This window comes from Candidatus Corynebacterium faecigallinarum, assembly GCF_052264515.1.
GTDB lineage: Bacteria > Actinomycetota > Actinomycetes > Mycobacteriales > Mycobacteriaceae > Corynebacterium > Corynebacterium faecigallinarum.
On the sequence record NZ_JBQQOC010000002.1, the window covers coordinates 56,198 to 72,056 of the forward strand.

The window sequence follows — 15,859 nt, forward strand, 5'->3', positions numbered from 1 at the left end:
AGGAAGAATGATTGATGTCCAATCCCTGACTAAGCGGTACGGATCCGCCACCGTCGTTGACGACCTGAACTTCACCGTCGAACCCGGGATCGTCACCGGCTTCCTCGGGCCGAACGGTGCCGGGAAGTCGACGACGATGCGTATGATCGTCGGCCTCGACCGCGCCACCGCCGGGACGGCGACGATCGACGGCAAACGCTACGACGAGTACGCCAAGCCGTTGCACAAGGTCGGGACCCTGCTCGACGCGAAGTGGACCCACCCCAACCGCACCGCGGCCAACCACCTGAAGTGGCTGGCCGCGGCGAACGGTATCGCCGCGACGCGGGTCGACGAGGTTCTCGATCTCGTCGGCCTGACGGATGTCGCAGGTAAGAAAGCCGGCAACTTCTCCCTCGGTATGGGCCAACGTCTCGGCCTGGCCGTCGCCCTGCTGGGCGACCCGGAGGTGCTGATCCTCGACGAGCCGGTCAACGGCCTGGACCCGGAGGGTATCCGGTGGGTCCGTGACTTCGTCCGCCACCTCGCCGGTGAGGGACGCACGGTGTTGATCAGCTCGCACCTGCTCAGTGAGATGGCCCAGACCGCCGACCACCTGGTGGTCATCGGCCGGGGAAAGTTGGTCGCGAACACCTCCACCCACGACTTCATCAAGAATGCGTCCACGGCGACCACGGTGGTGCGGACCCCGCACAGTGATGAGTTAAAGGACGCCCTGACGGAGCAGGACATCGTGTTCACCGAGTCCACCGACGGGGACGGTCGTCAGATCCTGGTCATGGAGGACACCGAGCCCGACACCGTCGGCGAGATCGCCTTCAGCTACGGGCTGATGCTGCGCGAGCTCAGCGAGAAGCGTGCCTCGCTGGAGGACGCCTTCATGCGTATGACCGGCCACGCGGTGGACTACCATGCCACCCTGGGGGACATTCAGGACGTCCCGGGCCAGGGCCCGGTGTCGGATCCGGGACCGGCCCCGGTTCCGCCGGCAGGCAACGCCAGTGACGAGGGGGAGAAGTAATGCTGTTGAACACCATCCGCTCCGAGTGGTTGAAGATCCGCTCCACCAGGTCCGTCTACTGGACCACCGTCCTCGTCGCGGTCATAGTCTGGGGACTCGGCGCCATCATGGCCTGGGCCAGCGGTTTCAGTCTGCAGACGGCGCTCGACGACGGCGAGATGGACGTCGTCGCCAGCATGGTGGAGACCATGAGTGTCTCCGGGGCGATCTTCGCGTTCCCGGTGTTCGGTCTGATGATCATCCTCATCCAGGCCGTCCTGCTGGTCACCGGTGAGTACGGCAACGGGACCGCGAAATCCAATGTTCTGGCCGCGCCGAAACGCTGGCAGCTCCCGGTGGCCAAGTGGATCGTCTACGGACTGATCGCTGCGGTGGTCACGGTGATTGTCTCGGTGGTCAGCGTGTACCTGTACAAGTGGGTCGCCGGGTTGCAGATCGAGGACACCTCGGTGCTGGACGGGATGTCGATGTCCGCCGACGACGCCTGGAACGTGGTCGCCCGGATGACCCTGTTCTCCGTGCTGGGTGTCGGTCTGGCGATCGGTGTGGCCTACCTGCTGCGGCACACGGCCGGGGCGATGGCCGTCGTCCTGCTGTGGAGCCTGGTGCTCGAGGACCTGGTGAACTTCATCCCGAAGGTCAGCGACGAGATCTACCCCTACATGCCCTTCCTGAACATGCGCAGTGCCGTCAACCTCAACGACGTCAACAATGCGGCCTGGGGCCAGGGCGGGTCGATGATCTACTTTGCCGCGATCGCCCTGGTGGTGTTCCTCGCCGGGCTGGTGGCACTGCGCCGTCGGGATGCCTGAACCGGAGTTGGTAAGCTGACGGGATCATGTCACAGAACCCGTCCCCACGCTCGTCACAGAAGGCGGCCATGCCGCTGGCGATGCTGGCCGGTATCGCCCTGTTGTCCACCGGAGGTCCCTTCGGCACGGACATGTACCTGCCGTCGCTACCGGAGATCACCGACGAGCTGGACACCACCGCGTCGCTGACCCAGTTGACCATCACCGCCTACATGGTGGGGATGGCCGCCGGCCAGCTGGTCATCGGACCGCTGTCGGACCGGCTGGGACGAAACCGCCTGCTTGTCGGCGCGACCGTCGTCGGTCTGGTCTCTTCGGTGCTCTGTGCACTGGCCCCGTCGATCGGGCTCTTCATCGTGATCCGCTTCTTCCAGGGGGCTGCCGGTGGTGCGGGGGTGACCCTGGGTCGGGCGATGATCGCCGACCGGGTGCAGGGGGCGGCGGCCGCGGCGGCATTGTCGACGATGATGATGTTCACCTCGATGGCACCGATCATCGCCCCGGTCGTCGGCGGTGTGGTCGCCGGACTGGCAGGCTGGCGGGCGGTCTTCTGGACGCTGGCCGCCATTGCGCTGCTCCAGGTGGTCGTGGCACTCGCCCTGCCGGAGACCCACGCACCGGAGAAGCGGGCCACCGGCTCGATCCTCACCGTCTACCGGCGGATGGGTGGCCTGTTCCTGATCGGCCCGTACATGGGGCATCTGGTGGCCTTCGCCGTCGGCTTTGGCGTGATGTTCTCCTTCGTGTCCGGGTCCTCCTTCGTGATGCAGGAACAGTTCGGCCTCGGTCCGACGGCCTTCAGCCTGGTCTTCGCCGGCAATGCGGTCGCCCTGGTACTGGCGAACATGGTCAACGTCCGGATCGTGGGACGGATCGGGGCACCGCGGATGCAGATCGTGGGACAGACCATGCTGGTCACCGGAGCGTTCGGCCTGCTGATCGTGGCACTGACCGTGCATTCCCTGCCGCTGGTGATCATCCTGACCTTCGTCGCGACGGTCGGCTCCGGATTCAACATGGGCAACACCACCGCGCAGGCGATGGACCTGGCCCCGGGGCGCGCCGGGGCGGCATCCGCTCTGCTGGGTGCCGCGCAGTTCCTCATGGCCGGCGCGGTCGCACCGGTGGTGGGACTGGGGGAGGACGGTCTGCTGACCATGGCCACGGTGATGGCGGTGTGTGCGTCGGTGGCGGCGGTCGCCGGCGTCGTGGGACGCCGGGGTGCCGCGCGGCGGGCCACGGTACTGCAGCGCGGTTAGCTACGGCTGCGCTGGATGTCCTCGATGAGACTCTCGGCGGCGATCGACAGGTTGCGCAGGGCGGGGACACCACGGCGCAGCTTGGCGAGGTCGCGGCCGTCCATTCGCTTGGCGGCCCGGGCGATGAGCATCGCCCATTCGTCGGTGACGGAGTTCAGCATCTCGATGCCGTCGTCGGAGAGGTCGAGGTCCTGGGCCCGGCGGTCCTGGTCGTTTGCCTGGCGCACGACGAGGCCGGAGTTGATCAGGCGACGCACCGTGGCGGAGACGTTCGAGGCGCGCAGGAACCGCAGCCGGGCGATGTCGGAGACACCGCAGCCCGGGTGCTGGGCGATGAAGTGCAGCACCTCGATCTCGGACTGGGAGACCGAGAGCTTGTGGTTGGGCCGGTCCATGAGCCGACGCAGTGCGGAAAGGAAGTCGTAGACGGCGGTGGCGATCTCGGCCACGTCGATCTCGGGGAGGATCTCCGGGGCGCGGTGGCCGCGGATCTGGTCGTGGAGTGCGTCCCCCATGAAATCGGTGTCCTCGACGGTGCCTGAACCGTCCCGGGAATCCCTGCTGTCCTGGATGTCACTGGCCATGGTGGGCTCCTTCTCTCCTGTGATGGTCGTCGGGGTCGAACGCGTGCGCGGTAGTTTCTTCAGGCTATGTGTTTATGACATTGTATGCCACCTACTGCAGTGCCGAGGTAAGGCGGGCGACATTCTCCAGATATCGTCGCCACATCGGCCGGCTGTTCCACTGGTCGGTGGTCAATTCGGTGCACTCGGCGCGGTAGTCGGCGGCCAGATCGTGCAGGGCACTGATCACGTCACCCTTTTCGACCATCAGCGTGACCTCGTAGTTCAGCTCGAAGGAGCGGATGTCCATATTGGACGACCCCATCACCGCGACCTCGTCATCGGCGATCATGAACTTGGTGTGCAGCACCGCCGGGTAGGGGTACTGGAAGATACGGACACCGGCGCGTTGCAGTTCGGAGTAGTACGAGGACTGGGCGAAGTCGACCAGGGCCTGGTCGGCCTTCTCCGAGACGTACAGTTCGACCTCCACACCGCGGTAGGACGCCGTGGTCACCGCGTCCATCAGTGCCTCCTCCGGCACGAAGTAGGGGCTGACGATGACCAGCCGCTCCTTCGCGTGGTGCGCGAGTGAGACGAACAGTCGCAGGTTGGGTTCGGTGGTGTATCCCGGGCCGGAGGGGATGACCTGCATGACCTCGGCGCCGGGGGTGTCGTCCCACGGGGTGTCCTCGCTGGCGAGCCAGTCGGCGGCCTGGGTGGGGGAGAGCAGGGCGAGCTCCTCCTTGGACTCGGTGAACCAGTCGACGGCGAAGATCGCGTCGAGGCTCAACACGATCGGTCCGCTGACCTCCACCATGATGTCCACCCAGTGCCGTCCCTTCCGCTGGTTGGCGGACTTGAGGTAGCTGGAGTCGATCATGTTCTGACTGCCCATGAAGCCGATGCGTCCGTCGACGACCAGGATCTTGCGGTGGTTGCGCAGGTCGGGTCGCCGGAAACGCCATTTCAGCGGCTGCAACGGCAGCATCAGCTTCCAGTCCACACCGATGTCGGTGAGACGTTTGCCGAGCGTGCGGTAACCCGGGTACTTCCAGCTGCCGACCTGGTCGAACATCAGACGGACCTTCACCCCGCGGGCGACGGCGCGTTCCAGGGCGGAGAAGAAGACGTCGGTGGAGTCGTCCCAGGCGGTGATGTAGATCTGGACGTTGACGTAGTTCTCGGCGGTGTCCACCGCCTCGGCCATCTTCCGCAGGCTCTCCTGGTAGTCGGAGTGCAGGGCGACGAAGTCGCCGGTGGCCGCGGGCATGGCGGTGAGATGGCGGTTCAGCATGATCATGCTGGCGACCTCGTCGTTGAGCGTGTGGCCCTCGGGGATGGCGGGTTCGTCCTGGCTGACCGTGCGGATCAGTTCATTGGCCTGGTTCTGGATGCGGTGGCGTCGCCGGCTGATGTACGGCGATCCCATCAGCAGGAACAGGACGATGCCGACCATCGGGATGAGGAAGATGGCAAGCAGCCAGGCCATCGCACTGGTGGGTTTGCGCTGGGAGGGCACGTAGCCCAGGGCCACGATGCGCAGCAGCATGTCGAAGGCGAGCACCCCCCACTGCCACCAGGTGAGGTCCGCGGAGAGGTAGTGGCCGACCAGGGGGAAGGCGAGCCACTCCGGGGTGATGAAGGACCAGAACTCCGACCAGCTCATGCGGTGTAGTCCACGATCACCGGCGCATGGTCAGAGGCACCCTTGCCCTTACGCTCGTCGGCGTCGGTCCAGGCACGACCGGCAGTCATCCCACGGCTGAACTGCAGGTCGATCCGGATGCCCTGGTTACGTTGGAAGCGCATCGCCTGGTAGTCCCAGTAGGAGTAGGTGCCGGAGAGTCCCGCGGTGGCCTCGGCCATTCCGGCGTCGGTGACGAGCCGTTCGAGTGCGGCACGTTCCCGCGGGGTGACGTGGGTCTTGCCGTCGAAGAAGGACCGGTCCCACACATCGGCGTCGGTGGGGATGATGTTGAAGTCGCCGACGACGACGGTGGGCTCCGTGCCCTCCCGCAGCGAAGACACCAGTGCGTCGAGGAAGTCGAGCTTGTAGGTGTAGTGCCGGTCGGAGATCTCGCGGCCGTTGGGGACGTACAGGCTCCACACCCGCACCCCGCCGCACACCGCGCTGAGGGCGCGGGCCTCCTCGGTCGGTTCGGCCGCCGGGTCCTTGTCGAAACCGGGCTGGCCGAAGCTGGTGCTCACGTCCTCTAACCCGATGCGGGAGAGGACCGCGACCCCGTTCCAGGCGCTGAACCCATGGTGGGCCTGTTCGTAGCCCATGTCGGAGAAGTCGGGGAACTGTTCGTCGGTGCACTTGGTCTCCTGGAGACACAGCACGTCCACGTCCGAGCGCTCCAGGAAGTCCCGGATACGTTGCTCACGGTTGCGGGAGGAGTTCACGTTCCAGCTGGCGATGCGCATGACCTACAGCATATCGGTTTCCTGATTGCGCAGGGTCATGCACCGGTGCCGGTGGTGTTCGGAGAAGCCCAGCGAGTGGTAGAGGGCGCGTCCGGCGGTATTGGACGTGATGACCTGCAGGTAGCTGCGGGACGCCCCGTGGTCGCGTCCCCAGTGCAACATCGCGGTGACCATGTAGCGCCCCAAGCCTTTCCGGCGCCAGTCGGCGGCGACCTCGACGGCGGAGAAACCGAGGTAGTCGTGGGTTCCGCCGCGGGTCACGGTGCCGCGGGTGACGGCGACGAGTTCACCGTCGACGGTGATCCGGGCGAAGCCGAGGGTGCCGTCGATGCGTCCGGCCAGTAGCCGCAGGGCGTGCTCGGGCAGCGGTTCACCGCGGAAGTGGTACAGGCTGAGCCAGTCGTCGTCGGGGTCCCCGGCGATGGAGAACTCCACCGAGCGTCCGGCCAGGGCCGGGATGTCGGGGAGTTCGGGCAGGTCGCCGTCGAGGTCGCGGGTCATCACGATGATCTCCGGGCCGTGCTCCCCCTTGAGCTGCTCGGCGGGACGCGCGACCCGGTCGGGCACGAGCAGGCGCACCGGCAGGTCGTGGCGGGCGTAGAAGTCGCGGATGGCGACCATCGGCACCGGGGTGGTGCCGGTGGAGGGGCCCAGCGGGACCGCGGAGTTGGACCGTTCGGTGATGCCGTCACCGGCGCGCAGCAGCCAGCCGTCGACGGTCTCGTTGGCGATACCGGGGAAGGCGGCGGCGGTGGCCTGCTCCACCGCCCGGATGTCGGAGGTGCGGACCGGGCGGGAGGCCAGGGTCTTGAGCACCACCACCTGGTCGGCGGGGATCTCGTGGGAGTCGCCGTGCTTGTCGACGAGGACCAGCGGATCGACTGAGGTGATCACCCCGATGACGTCGCTGACCAGCGGGCGGCCGGTGGTGGGGTTGATCACTGTCTGACCGTCCTGAACGACGAGGCGACGCACCGTGGCGCGGGAGCCGACCCGCACGCTCACCGGGTCGGTGTGGCGGGAGACCGGGAAGGCCAGGCCGGGGTGGGACACCGCACCGGCATGTGCGCCGGACCAGGATGTGTCAGGGGTGTCAGGCACTGCTATTCGCCATGGCCGAAGGGGGCGGGGTCCTCGCCCGGGAGCCAGGTGTTGCCGGCGGTGGTCCAGCCCTCATGCTTCACGGTCTTCTTCGCGGCCCGCTTGTTCCGGCCGACGAGGGTGTCGATGTAGAGGAAACCGTCGAGGTGACCGGTCTCGTGCTGCAGGCAGCGGGCGAAGAAACCGTAGCCCTCCACGCTGACCGGCTCGCCGTTCTCGTCGACACCGGTCACCCGGGCCCAGTCGGCGCGTCCGGTGGGGAAGTCGTAGCCGGGCACGGAGAGGCAGCCCTCGACGTCGTCCTCCGGGTCCGGCATGGTGCCGGGGATCTCGGAGGTCTCCAGCACCGGGTTGATCACGCAACCCTTACGCATCGGGCCCCCCTGGGCCTCGATGTCGGCCTCCGACTTACGCTCGCCCCCGGCGTCCTCGATGTCGGGGCAGTCGTAGATGAACAGACGCTTGGCCACCCCGACCTGGTTGGCGGCGAGGCCGACACCGTTGGCGGCATCGAGGGTCTCGTACATGTCGGCGATCAGGGTGTTCAACTCCACAGAGCCGATCTCGGCCGGGTCGACCGGTTCGGTGGGGTTGTGCAGGACGGGATCGCCACAGATGACGATGGGCATGACGGACATGCCCATCAGGATAGTCGCTGCCGGCCTGAGGTCACACGTGCAGGTCGGACTTCTCCACGGACTTCGGGACCAGCCAGACGGCCACGCCGGAGATCACGGCCATCGCGGCAAGGTAGACGCCGATCGTCCAGGAGTTGCCCGTCTCGTCCAGCAGCAGCTGGGCGATCATCGGGGCGAATGCACCACCGAGGATCGAGCCCAGGGCGTAGCCGATGGAGGTACCGGAGTATCGCACCTTCGCCGGGAACATCTCTGCGTACAGGGCCGACTGCGGGGCGTAGGACGGTGCGAGGCCGACGGTCAGCACGACCACGACCAGGACCAGCCACAGCAGCTCACCCTTGTCGACGAAGAACCACATGGGGACGGCCCAGACGGCGATGATGGCGTAGCCGATGATGAAGGTCTCGCGGCGTCCGATCTTGTCGGAGATCTTGCCGGACCACAGGGTCAGCACCAGCCAGGAGACACCACCGATCAGGGTCGCGACCAGGGTCTGCGAACGCTCCAGGCCGACGGAGTCGCTGCTGGAGTAGGAGGAGAAGAAGGCGATGATCATGTAACCGGCTGCGTTGTTGCCCGCGAAGATGAAGGCGGCGAGCAGGACGCGACGCCAGTGGTGGCGGAAGAGGTCGCCCAGTGGAGTGGACGCCTCCTTCGCACGCTGCTGCATCTCGGTGTAGACCGGGGACTCCTCGACGGCACGACGGATGACGTAGCCGACGACGATCAGCACGATCGAGGAAAGGAAGGGGATGCGCCAGCCCCAGGACTGGAAGGTGTCCTCGTCCATGCTGGTGGTCAGCAGGTACATGAAGGACGTCGCCAGGATCAGGCCCAGCGGCACGCCGATCTGCGGGTAGGCGCCGAACAGGCCGCGCTTCTCGACCGGGGCGTGCTCGACCGCCATCAGGGCGGCGCCGCCCCACTCGCCACCGGCGGAGAGGCCCTGCATGATGCGCATCAGGATCAGCAGGATGGGTGCGGCGACACCGATGGTCTCGTAGGTCGGCAGCAGGCCGATCAGTGCGGTGGCCAGGCCCATGCCGAACAGCGTCGCGACCAGGACGGACTTGCGTCCGTACTTGTCGCCGAGGTGGCCGGCGATGACCGCGCCGAGCGGGCGGAACAGGAAGCTGATGCCGATGGTGGCCCAGGAGATCACCTGGGCGAGGGTGGACTCGCTGCCCAGCGGTTCGAAGAACAGCGGGGCGAAGACGAAGGCGGCGGCCTGGGCGTAGATGAAGAAGTCGTACCACTCGATGGTGGTGCCGACCAGGGTGCCGGCAAGGACCCGTTTCTGTTCGCGGGTCTGCTTGCCGTTCGGGGGACTCTGCCGCTCATTGGTGGCTGTGGTCATTGTTTCTCCGGAAAAAGTCAGTGGTCGCGCCGGTGGAGCGACATCATGTCGGGCACACGTACTGTACGCAATCGGTGGCGGCGGTGGGGAGTTTTCGATGCATTCTGGTGCCGGATAGAGTGAATCTCCATGACGGACACCGGGGAGAGTACGGGCTCGCTCAGCGAGCGCGAGCGCGAGATGCTCAGTTTCGAGTCACTGTGGTGGCGTGATGAGGGGGCGAAGGCCGAGGAGATCCGCCGCCGTTTCCAGGTCACTCCGGTGCGTTACTACCAGCAACTCAATGCGTTGATTGCCCGGCCGGAGGCGTTGGACGTGGATCCGGTGCTGGTGAAGACATTACTGAGACGTCGGGATACGTGAAGGCGGTGTCGGTCTGGTGTGACTGGTGTGACACAAGTTAAGCTGGCACCGTGACTGATCAGAACGGACCTGTCTACGACCCGAACCCGAACACCTCCTACGACGAGGACTTCGCCATCGGTGCTGCCGCTGGAGCGGGGGACGCCGGGCTCACCCCCGAGATGGAGAAGGAGAAGCCGGCCGGTGGGGCACCGCTGCGCGGGCTGGCGATGATCCTCACCGCGGTGGCGGTCGTCCTGATCGCCTGGGGCGTCTTCTCCTTCGTCGGCGACGACGGTGACGATGACGGAAGCGACGGCGACTCGGGCACGGTCGCCGGGGAGCAGGACGGCGCGAATGGCTCGGACGGCAGCGGTGCCGACTCCGACGACGCGAACAGCACCGGCGACGCGAACGGTGCCGACGGGGCGTCCGACCAGGATGACGCGAACCGCGACAGCGACGGCGACTCGGACGGCGACTCGGACAGTGATGGTGATTCGGACGGCAACGCGGACGGGAGCGGCGCGAACATCGACCGCGGTGAGACCGCGGTGACCGTGCTGAACAACGGCCCGAACAACGGTGGCCCGATCGCCACCGACGCCGCCGACCGCCTGCGCGAGGATAACTGGAGCAACATCGGCTTCGGAAACCTGCAGGGACGGGTGACCGGGGTCAGTGAAGAGACCCGCGTCTACTACCCCGAGGGCAATGCCCAGGCGCAGGCCGCTGCCGAGCAGATCGGACGGGACCTCGGGATCCCGGTGGCTTCCGGAAACAACGACTACTACGACCGCTTCGGCGAGGCCGACGTCCGCAACGGTCCGGACGCGACGAATGTGGTCATCGTCCTGACCGGTCCGCTCACCTAGAAGCGGGGTCTGGTATCGGGGCAAGGGTTCCGGGCAAAGGATCCGGAGCGGATGCAGTAACATTCCCCCCATGGAATTTCCGTCCTCCGCCCCGACGGTCGGTATCGAATGGGAGGTGGCCCTGGTCGACCCGGAGACCAGGGACCTCATCCCTGCCGCCCCCGCGCTCGTCGATGCCCTTGACGAGCGGTTTCCGGGCCACCGGATCACCCGCGAGTTCCTCGCGAACACCGTCGAGATGGTCACCGGGGTCCACGAGACCATCCCCGGCGCCGTCGAGGACCTGCGCGAACAGCTCACCCAGATCCTCGCGGTCGCCGATGACCTGGGGGTGAACGTCTTCTCGGCGGGTACCCACCCGTTCGCCCACTGGGGTGACCAGATCCTCAGCGAGAAATCGTCCTACCAGGAGATCATCCAGCGCACCCAGTACTGGGGCCGCCAGATGCTGATCTGGGGCATCCACGTGCATGTCGGGGTCGGCGGCAGGGACCGGGTGTGGCCGATCATCAACGCGGTGATGACGCAGTACCCGCATGTGCTGGCACTGTCGGCGTCCTCCCCGGCGTGGGAGGGCCTGGACACCGGCTACGCCTCGAACCGCACACTGCTGTACCAGCAGCTGCCCACCGCCGGTATGCCCTACCAGTTCGCCGACTGGGACGAGTGGGAGGCGTTCAACGTCGACCAGGACCGTTCCGGGGTGATCAACCACACCGGCTCGATGCACTTCGACGTGCGTCCCTCGAAGTACGGCACGGTGGAGGTCCGCTTCGCCGATGCCACGATGGAGGTCTGGGAGGTCGGCGCGATCGCCGCCTTCATCCACTGCCTGGTGGTGCACTACGAACGTGAGTGGCAGGCCGGACGCGACCTGCCCACCCTGCAGCACTGGCATGTGGCGGAGAACAAGTGGCGGGCGGCCCGGTACGGGCTGGAGGCGTTGATCATCACCGACCGGGACACCACCGAGCGGTGGGTCACCGAGGACATCGCCGACTGGCTGGAGCGGCTCGCCCCGCTCGCCGAGGAGCTGGGGTGCTCGGCGGAGTTGGCTGACGTGCGCCGCATCATGGAACGCGGCGGGGACTACGCCCTGCAGCGTGCGGCGGCCCGGGAGGCCGGGGCGGCTCTGGAGCCGGGGGTGCGCACCCGCGGTGACGTCGGTGCCGAGGAGGGCTTCACCCAGCCGGACGCATGGATCGCCGCAGTGGACCTGACGGTCGACTCACTGCGGCGATCGGTGTAGGTGGAGCGTCGTTAGCCGTGCAGGCGTCCGGCGGCGGACGCCAGGGCGTTGGCGATCGAGAGATCACGGTCGGCGCCGAAGCCGACGGCCCAGACCTTCTTCGTCTCGTGCTGGGCGAAGATGAAGGTGACCGTCGCCTCGAAGATGTCGTACTGGTGGAACTCCAGGACCTCGACCCGGCGGCCGTGGTCTGCCAGGATCTGGGTCATGGCCGAGGATGCGCCCATCGCCGTGATCGAGACCCGGGTACCGGCGTTGCCACGCAGGCCGGTGATGCTCAGCTCGTAGGACTTGCGGCCGGCCGCCCGGCGGGTCGCGGTCATCGACTCGACCCGCAGGGTGGAGGGGGCGTAGGTGGCGATGAACTTCCGCCACTCCATGCCGCGGGCCTCCTGGCGCATGCCGGTGGGAAGGCGCTTGCCGAAGCGGGCGCGGAAGGGGTCCTCTGAGAAGACCCGGGTGCGCTGGCGGCGCTTCTCGATCCGGGTGGGGTTGCCCTCCCGGTAGGTGACGGCAGTGGACCGGCGCAGGCCGGGCTGGTCGGTGTAGGTCGGGGCATTCCGCGTGGCGTCGGCCTCTTCGGGGCGCGCAAAACGGATCATCGTGGTGGTGGGCATCCGGTTGTCCTGTGACTCGAACATGAGTGGGTCTTTCCCTTGTGCTGGTTGGTCGTCGGGGGATGTGGACCGACGCAACCGCCGCGAATAGCGCGACTTACCCCGAGGTGGAGGGGTCAGTCCGCTCCTCCACCGGGGTGGGCTACTCGCTTAAGGGTGCTGATCATGGGGATGATGTTAGTTGTGTCACTACTTTTTATCAAGCCGGGAGAGGAAGAGGAGCTCAGCGACACCGATGTCCCTGATCTCATCCGGTGAGACCGACTCGTCCGCAGAGTGGATACGGCAGGAGGGTTCCTCAATGCCGAACAGGGCCAACTCCGCCTCCGGATAGTGCGACAGCAATGCATTGCACAGCGGGATGGAGCCGCCGGAACCGATCTCGGCGGTCTCGGACGCGCCGTAGGCGTCCGCCAGGGCCCGCGACAGGATGCCCAGGGCCGGGCCGGAGGTGTCCGCGGAGAACGGGGAGGCCAGCGAGTTGCGCTCGATCTCCAACTTCGCATTGTGCGGGACGTGGGACTCGAGGTGGGCCACCAGGGCGTCCTGCGCAGTCGCCGGGTCCATTCCCGGCGGCACCCGCAGGCTGACCACGGCACCGGCCTCGGCGACCACGGCGTTGACCGAGTCCGCCACCGACAGCGAGTCCAGGCCGGTCACCGTGATCGACGGGCGGGTGATCGTCAGGTCATTGGGGTTCAGGCCCTGTGCGGCACCCAGGACGTCCACCCCGTCGAGCACACCGGCATCGGTGCGGAAGGTGGCCTCGTCGGGGCCGCGTCCCTCCCAGGTCTCCTCGGAGGCGAGCCCGTCGACGGCGACGAGGCCGTTGTCGTCCTGCAGGGTGGCGAGCAGCTTGATCAGCGACAACAGGGCGTCCGGGGCCGCACCGCCGAACTGACCGGAGTGCATCGGCTGCTCCAGGGTGCGCAGTCGCACGGTCACCGGGGCGGAACCGCGCAGGGCGGTGCACACGGCCGGGACGCCGAGGGTGTCATTGCCGGAGTCGGCGATGAGGAAGGTGTCGGCGGCGAAAAGCTCCGGATCGGACGCCAGCAGGTCCTCCAGTCCGAAGCCGCCGCGCTCCTCGGAGCCCTCGACGACCACGCGGATACCCACACTGCGCAACGCTTCGGCGCTGGCGGCCGGGAGGGAGTCGTCCTGCAGCAGCTCGTTGACCGCCCGCAGCACGGCGAGGTGCATGACCACGTGCCCCTTGCAGTCGGCCGCGCCGCGGCCGTACCAGCGGCCGTCGCGTTCGGTGAGCTCCCAGGGGGAGGACGTCCAGTTGTGGACGTCGGACGCCGGCTGCACGTCGTAGTGGGAGTACAGCAGGATGGTCGGCCAGCCCGGGGCGGCCTCGCGCACACCGATCACCGACACCGATCCATCGGAGGTGGTGTGCTCCTCGACCGGGATGCCGGCGTCCCGGAAGTGTTCGGTGACCCAGCGGGCGGCACCGGCGTTGTCCTCCTCCAGGCCGGGGGTGGAGTGGATGGACTGGAAGGCGACGAGCTCGGTCAGGGCCTGTCGAAGCCAGGGGAGTTGTGCGGCGACGGCGTCATGGGCGGCGGCGGTGGCCAGGTGAATGTTCTCGGTCATGGGAACCAGCCTAGCCCGACCGTCTGTCCTTGCACTCGGGGCCGGAGACTGCTAGAAAATGGTGTTAGCACTTGCTCTCGCAGAGTGCCAGCAAAACGAGAACGAAACCCACTCAGATGCAGTGAGGGTGGACGATGCGACATGCGTCCTCCCGTGCCGTCGCGGGCGCTGGGTCTGAACCTCAACGTGTCGCTTGTATCTCAACACGTAAGGATCAACAGCCACATGGCAAAGATGATTGCATTCGACGAGGAAGCTCGCCGTGGTCTGGAGAAGGGTCTGAACACCCTCGCCGACGCGGTGAAGGTCACCCTCGGCCCCAAGGGCCGCAACGTTGTGCTGGAGCGCCAGTGGGGCGCCCCGCTGATCACCAACGACGGCGTCACCATCGCCCGGGAAGTCGACCTCGAGGACCCCTACGAGAAGATCGGCGCCGAGCTCGTCAAGGAGGTCGCCAAGAAGACCGACGACGTCGCCGGTGACGGCACCACCACCGCCACCGTCCTGGCCCACTCCCTGGTCAAGGAGGGTCTGCGCAACCTGGCCGCCGGTTCCAACCCGATGGGCATCAAGCGCGGCATCCAGGCCGGTGTCGAGAAGGTCACCGAGGCACTGCTGGCCGGTGCCAAGGAGATCGAGACCCGTGAGCAGATCGCCGCAACTGCCGGCATCTCCGCCGCGGACGAGAAGATCGGCGAGCTGATCGCCGAGGCGATGTACGCGGTCGGCGACGGTGAGCTCAACAAGGACGGTGTCATCACCGTCGAGGAGTCCAACGCCTTCGGCGTCAACCTCGAGACCACCGAGGGTATGCGCTTCGACAAGGGCTACCTCTCCGCCTACTTCGCCACCGACGTCGAGCGCGGCGAGGCCGTCCTGGAGGACCCCTACATCCTCCTGGTCTCCTCCAAGATCTCCAACGTCAAGGACCTTCTGCCGCTGCTGGAGAAGATCATGCAGTCCGGCAAGCCGCTGCTGATCATCGCCGAGGACATCGAGGGTGAGGCACTGTCCACCCTGGTCGTCAACAAGATCCGCGGGACCTTCAAGTCCGTCGCCGTCAAGGCACCGGGCTTCGGTGACCGTCGCAAGGCACAGCTGCAGGACATCGCCATCCTCACCGGTGGCCAGGTCATCGCCGAGGAGGTCGGCCTGTCCCTGGAGACCGCCGACATCCCGCTGCTGGGTACCGCACGCAAGGTCGTCGTCACCAAGGACGACACCACCATCGTCGACGGTGCCGGCTCCGCCGAGCAGCTCGAGGGCCGCGTGCGCCAGATCAAGCAGGAGATCGAGAACGCCGACTCCGACTACGACAAGGAGAAGCTGCAGGAGCGCCTGGCCAAGCTGGCCGGCGGTGTTGCAGTGCTCCAGGTCGGTGCAGCCACCGAGGTCGAGCTCAAGGAGCGCAAGCACCGCATCGAGGATGCCGTGCGTAACGCCCGTGCCGCTGCAGAAGAGGGCATCGTCGCCGGTGGTGGCGCCGCACTGCTGCAGGTCGCCAGCGTGCTCGACGACAACCTCGGCCTGGAGGGTGACGAGGCCACCGGTGTGCAGATCGTGCGCGCCGCCCTGTCCTCGCCGCTGAAGCAGATCGCCACCAACGCCGGCCTGGAGCCGGGCGTCGTCGCCGACAAGGTGACCGGCCTCGAGGCCGGTCACGGTCTCAACGCCGCCACCGGTGAGTACGTCGACCTGCTCGCCGCCGGCATCTCCGACCCGGTGAAGGTGACCCGTTCCGCACTGCAGAACGCCGCCTCCATCGCCAGCCTCTTCCTGACCACCGAGGCTGTCGTCGCCGACAAGCCGGAGCCCGCCGCTGCTGCCCCGGGTGCCGATGAGATGGCCGGAATGGGCGGTATGGGCGGCTTCTAGTCCGTCTGTCGCATACCCCCATATGCGGCCCCCTTGAGCCCGCCACAGTCACGGTGAATGCCGTTTCCTGTGGTGGGTTTCTTTTATTTCGCGGGTGGATCGAGAAGTGTCCGAT

General features: G+C 66.9%; 15 protein-coding genes. 7 read left to right on the top strand and 8 right to left on the bottom strand.

The window, feature by feature from the left end:
- Positions 1–7: 7 nt before the first annotated feature.
- From ACTXPP_RS01425 to ACTXPP_RS01435, 3 genes are read left to right on the top strand one after another with little or no spacing between them, the layout of a single operon-like run.
- Entirely contained in the window at positions 8–1,021 is a 1,014-nt protein-coding gene (locus ACTXPP_RS01425; protein ID WP_443340522.1) for an ABC transporter ATP-binding protein, read from the top strand.
- Positions 1,021–1,833, top strand: coding sequence for an ABC transporter permease (locus ACTXPP_RS01430; protein WP_443340524.1), 813 nt, complete (start codon positions 1,021–1,023; stop codon positions 1,831–1,833). Before ACTXPP_RS01425 ends, ACTXPP_RS01430 begins: the two co-directional genes overlap by 1 nt.
- Before the next feature lie 26 nt (positions 1,834–1,859).
- Positions 1,860–3,092 (top strand): multidrug effflux MFS transporter, encoded by a 1,233-nt coding sequence (locus ACTXPP_RS01435; RefSeq protein ID WP_301520387.1) that lies wholly within the window; start codon positions 1,860–1,862, stop codon positions 3,090–3,092.
- Here the strand turns inward: ACTXPP_RS01435 and ACTXPP_RS01440 are convergent.
- The 6 genes from ACTXPP_RS01440 to ACTXPP_RS01465 form a co-directional block, all read right to left on the bottom strand.
- A complete protein-coding gene (locus tag ACTXPP_RS01440; protein WP_301496202.1) occupies positions 3,089–3,607 on the bottom strand; it encodes a MarR family winged helix-turn-helix transcriptional regulator in 519 nt (172 codons plus the stop codon). The two genes, ACTXPP_RS01435 and ACTXPP_RS01440, sit on opposite strands and share 4 nt — an antisense overlap.
- A 160-nt stretch (positions 3,608–3,767) precedes the next feature.
- Complete coding sequence (cls, locus tag ACTXPP_RS01445; protein ID WP_443340628.1) at positions 3,768–5,207, bottom strand: cardiolipin synthase; 1,440 nt, start codon at positions 5,205–5,207, stop codon at positions 3,768–3,770.
- Between the two features lie 113 nt (positions 5,208–5,320).
- Positions 5,321–6,085 carry an exodeoxyribonuclease III gene (locus ACTXPP_RS01450; RefSeq protein ID WP_443340526.1) on the bottom strand — a complete coding sequence of 255 codons (765 nt, stop codon included), beginning with the start codon at positions 6,083–6,085 and terminating at the stop codon, positions 5,321–5,323.
- A gap of 3 nt (positions 6,086–6,088) precedes the next feature.
- Complete coding sequence (locus ACTXPP_RS01455; protein WP_443340528.1) at positions 6,089–7,186, bottom strand: N-acetylglutamate synthase, CG3035 family; 1,098 nt, start codon at positions 7,184–7,186, stop codon at positions 6,089–6,091.
- Between the two features lie 2 nt (positions 7,187–7,188).
- Positions 7,189–7,824 carry a peptide deformylase gene (locus ACTXPP_RS01460; RefSeq protein ID WP_301496188.1) on the bottom strand — a complete coding sequence of 212 codons (636 nt, stop codon included), beginning with the start codon at positions 7,822–7,824 and terminating at the stop codon, positions 7,189–7,191.
- A gap of 31 nt (positions 7,825–7,855) precedes the next feature.
- Positions 7,856–9,184: an MFS transporter gene (locus ACTXPP_RS01465; protein WP_443340530.1), complete on the bottom strand. Its 1,329-nt coding sequence runs from the start codon at positions 9,182–9,184 to the stop codon at positions 7,856–7,858.
- A 129-nt stretch (positions 9,185–9,313) separates the two neighbouring features.
- Between ACTXPP_RS01465 and ACTXPP_RS01470 the strand changes: the two genes are divergently transcribed.
- From ACTXPP_RS01470 to ACTXPP_RS01480, 3 genes are all read left to right on the top strand, one after another.
- Positions 9,314–9,547, top strand: a complete 234-nt coding sequence (locus ACTXPP_RS01470; RefSeq protein ID WP_301496192.1) for a DUF3263 domain-containing protein — start codon at positions 9,314–9,316, stop codon at positions 9,545–9,547.
- A 50-nt stretch (positions 9,548–9,597) separates the two neighbouring features.
- Positions 9,598–10,401 (top strand): LytR C-terminal domain-containing protein, encoded by an 804-nt coding sequence (locus tag ACTXPP_RS01475; protein WP_443340532.1) that lies wholly within the window; start codon positions 9,598–9,600, stop codon positions 10,399–10,401.
- A 70-nt stretch (positions 10,402–10,471) separates the two neighbouring features.
- Complete coding sequence (locus tag ACTXPP_RS01480) at positions 10,472–11,650, top strand: glutamate--cysteine ligase (RefSeq protein WP_443340534.1); 1,179 nt, start codon at positions 10,472–10,474, stop codon at positions 11,648–11,650.
- Between the two features lie 11 nt (positions 11,651–11,661).
- Here ACTXPP_RS01480 and ACTXPP_RS01485 read toward each other — a convergent pair whose 3' ends face one another.
- On the bottom strand, positions 11,662–12,291 hold the full coding sequence (locus tag ACTXPP_RS01485) for a hypothetical protein (protein WP_443340536.1): 630 nt from the start codon (positions 12,289–12,291) through the stop codon (positions 11,662–11,664).
- Between the two features lie 165 nt (positions 12,292–12,456).
- The gene (locus ACTXPP_RS01490) at positions 12,457–13,869 is read right to left on the bottom strand and encodes a dipeptidase (protein ID WP_443340537.1); all 1,413 of its coding nucleotides are present in this window, start codon (positions 13,867–13,869) and stop codon (positions 12,457–12,459) included.
- A 225-nt stretch (positions 13,870–14,094) separates the two neighbouring features.
- Here ACTXPP_RS01490 and groL point away from each other — a divergent pair, with 225 nt between their 5' ends.
- Complete coding sequence (gene groL / locus ACTXPP_RS01495; RefSeq protein ID WP_443340539.1) at positions 14,095–15,744, top strand: chaperonin GroEL; 1,650 nt, start codon at positions 14,095–14,097, stop codon at positions 15,742–15,744.
- The last annotated feature ends 115 nt before the right edge of the window (positions 15,745–15,859 follow it).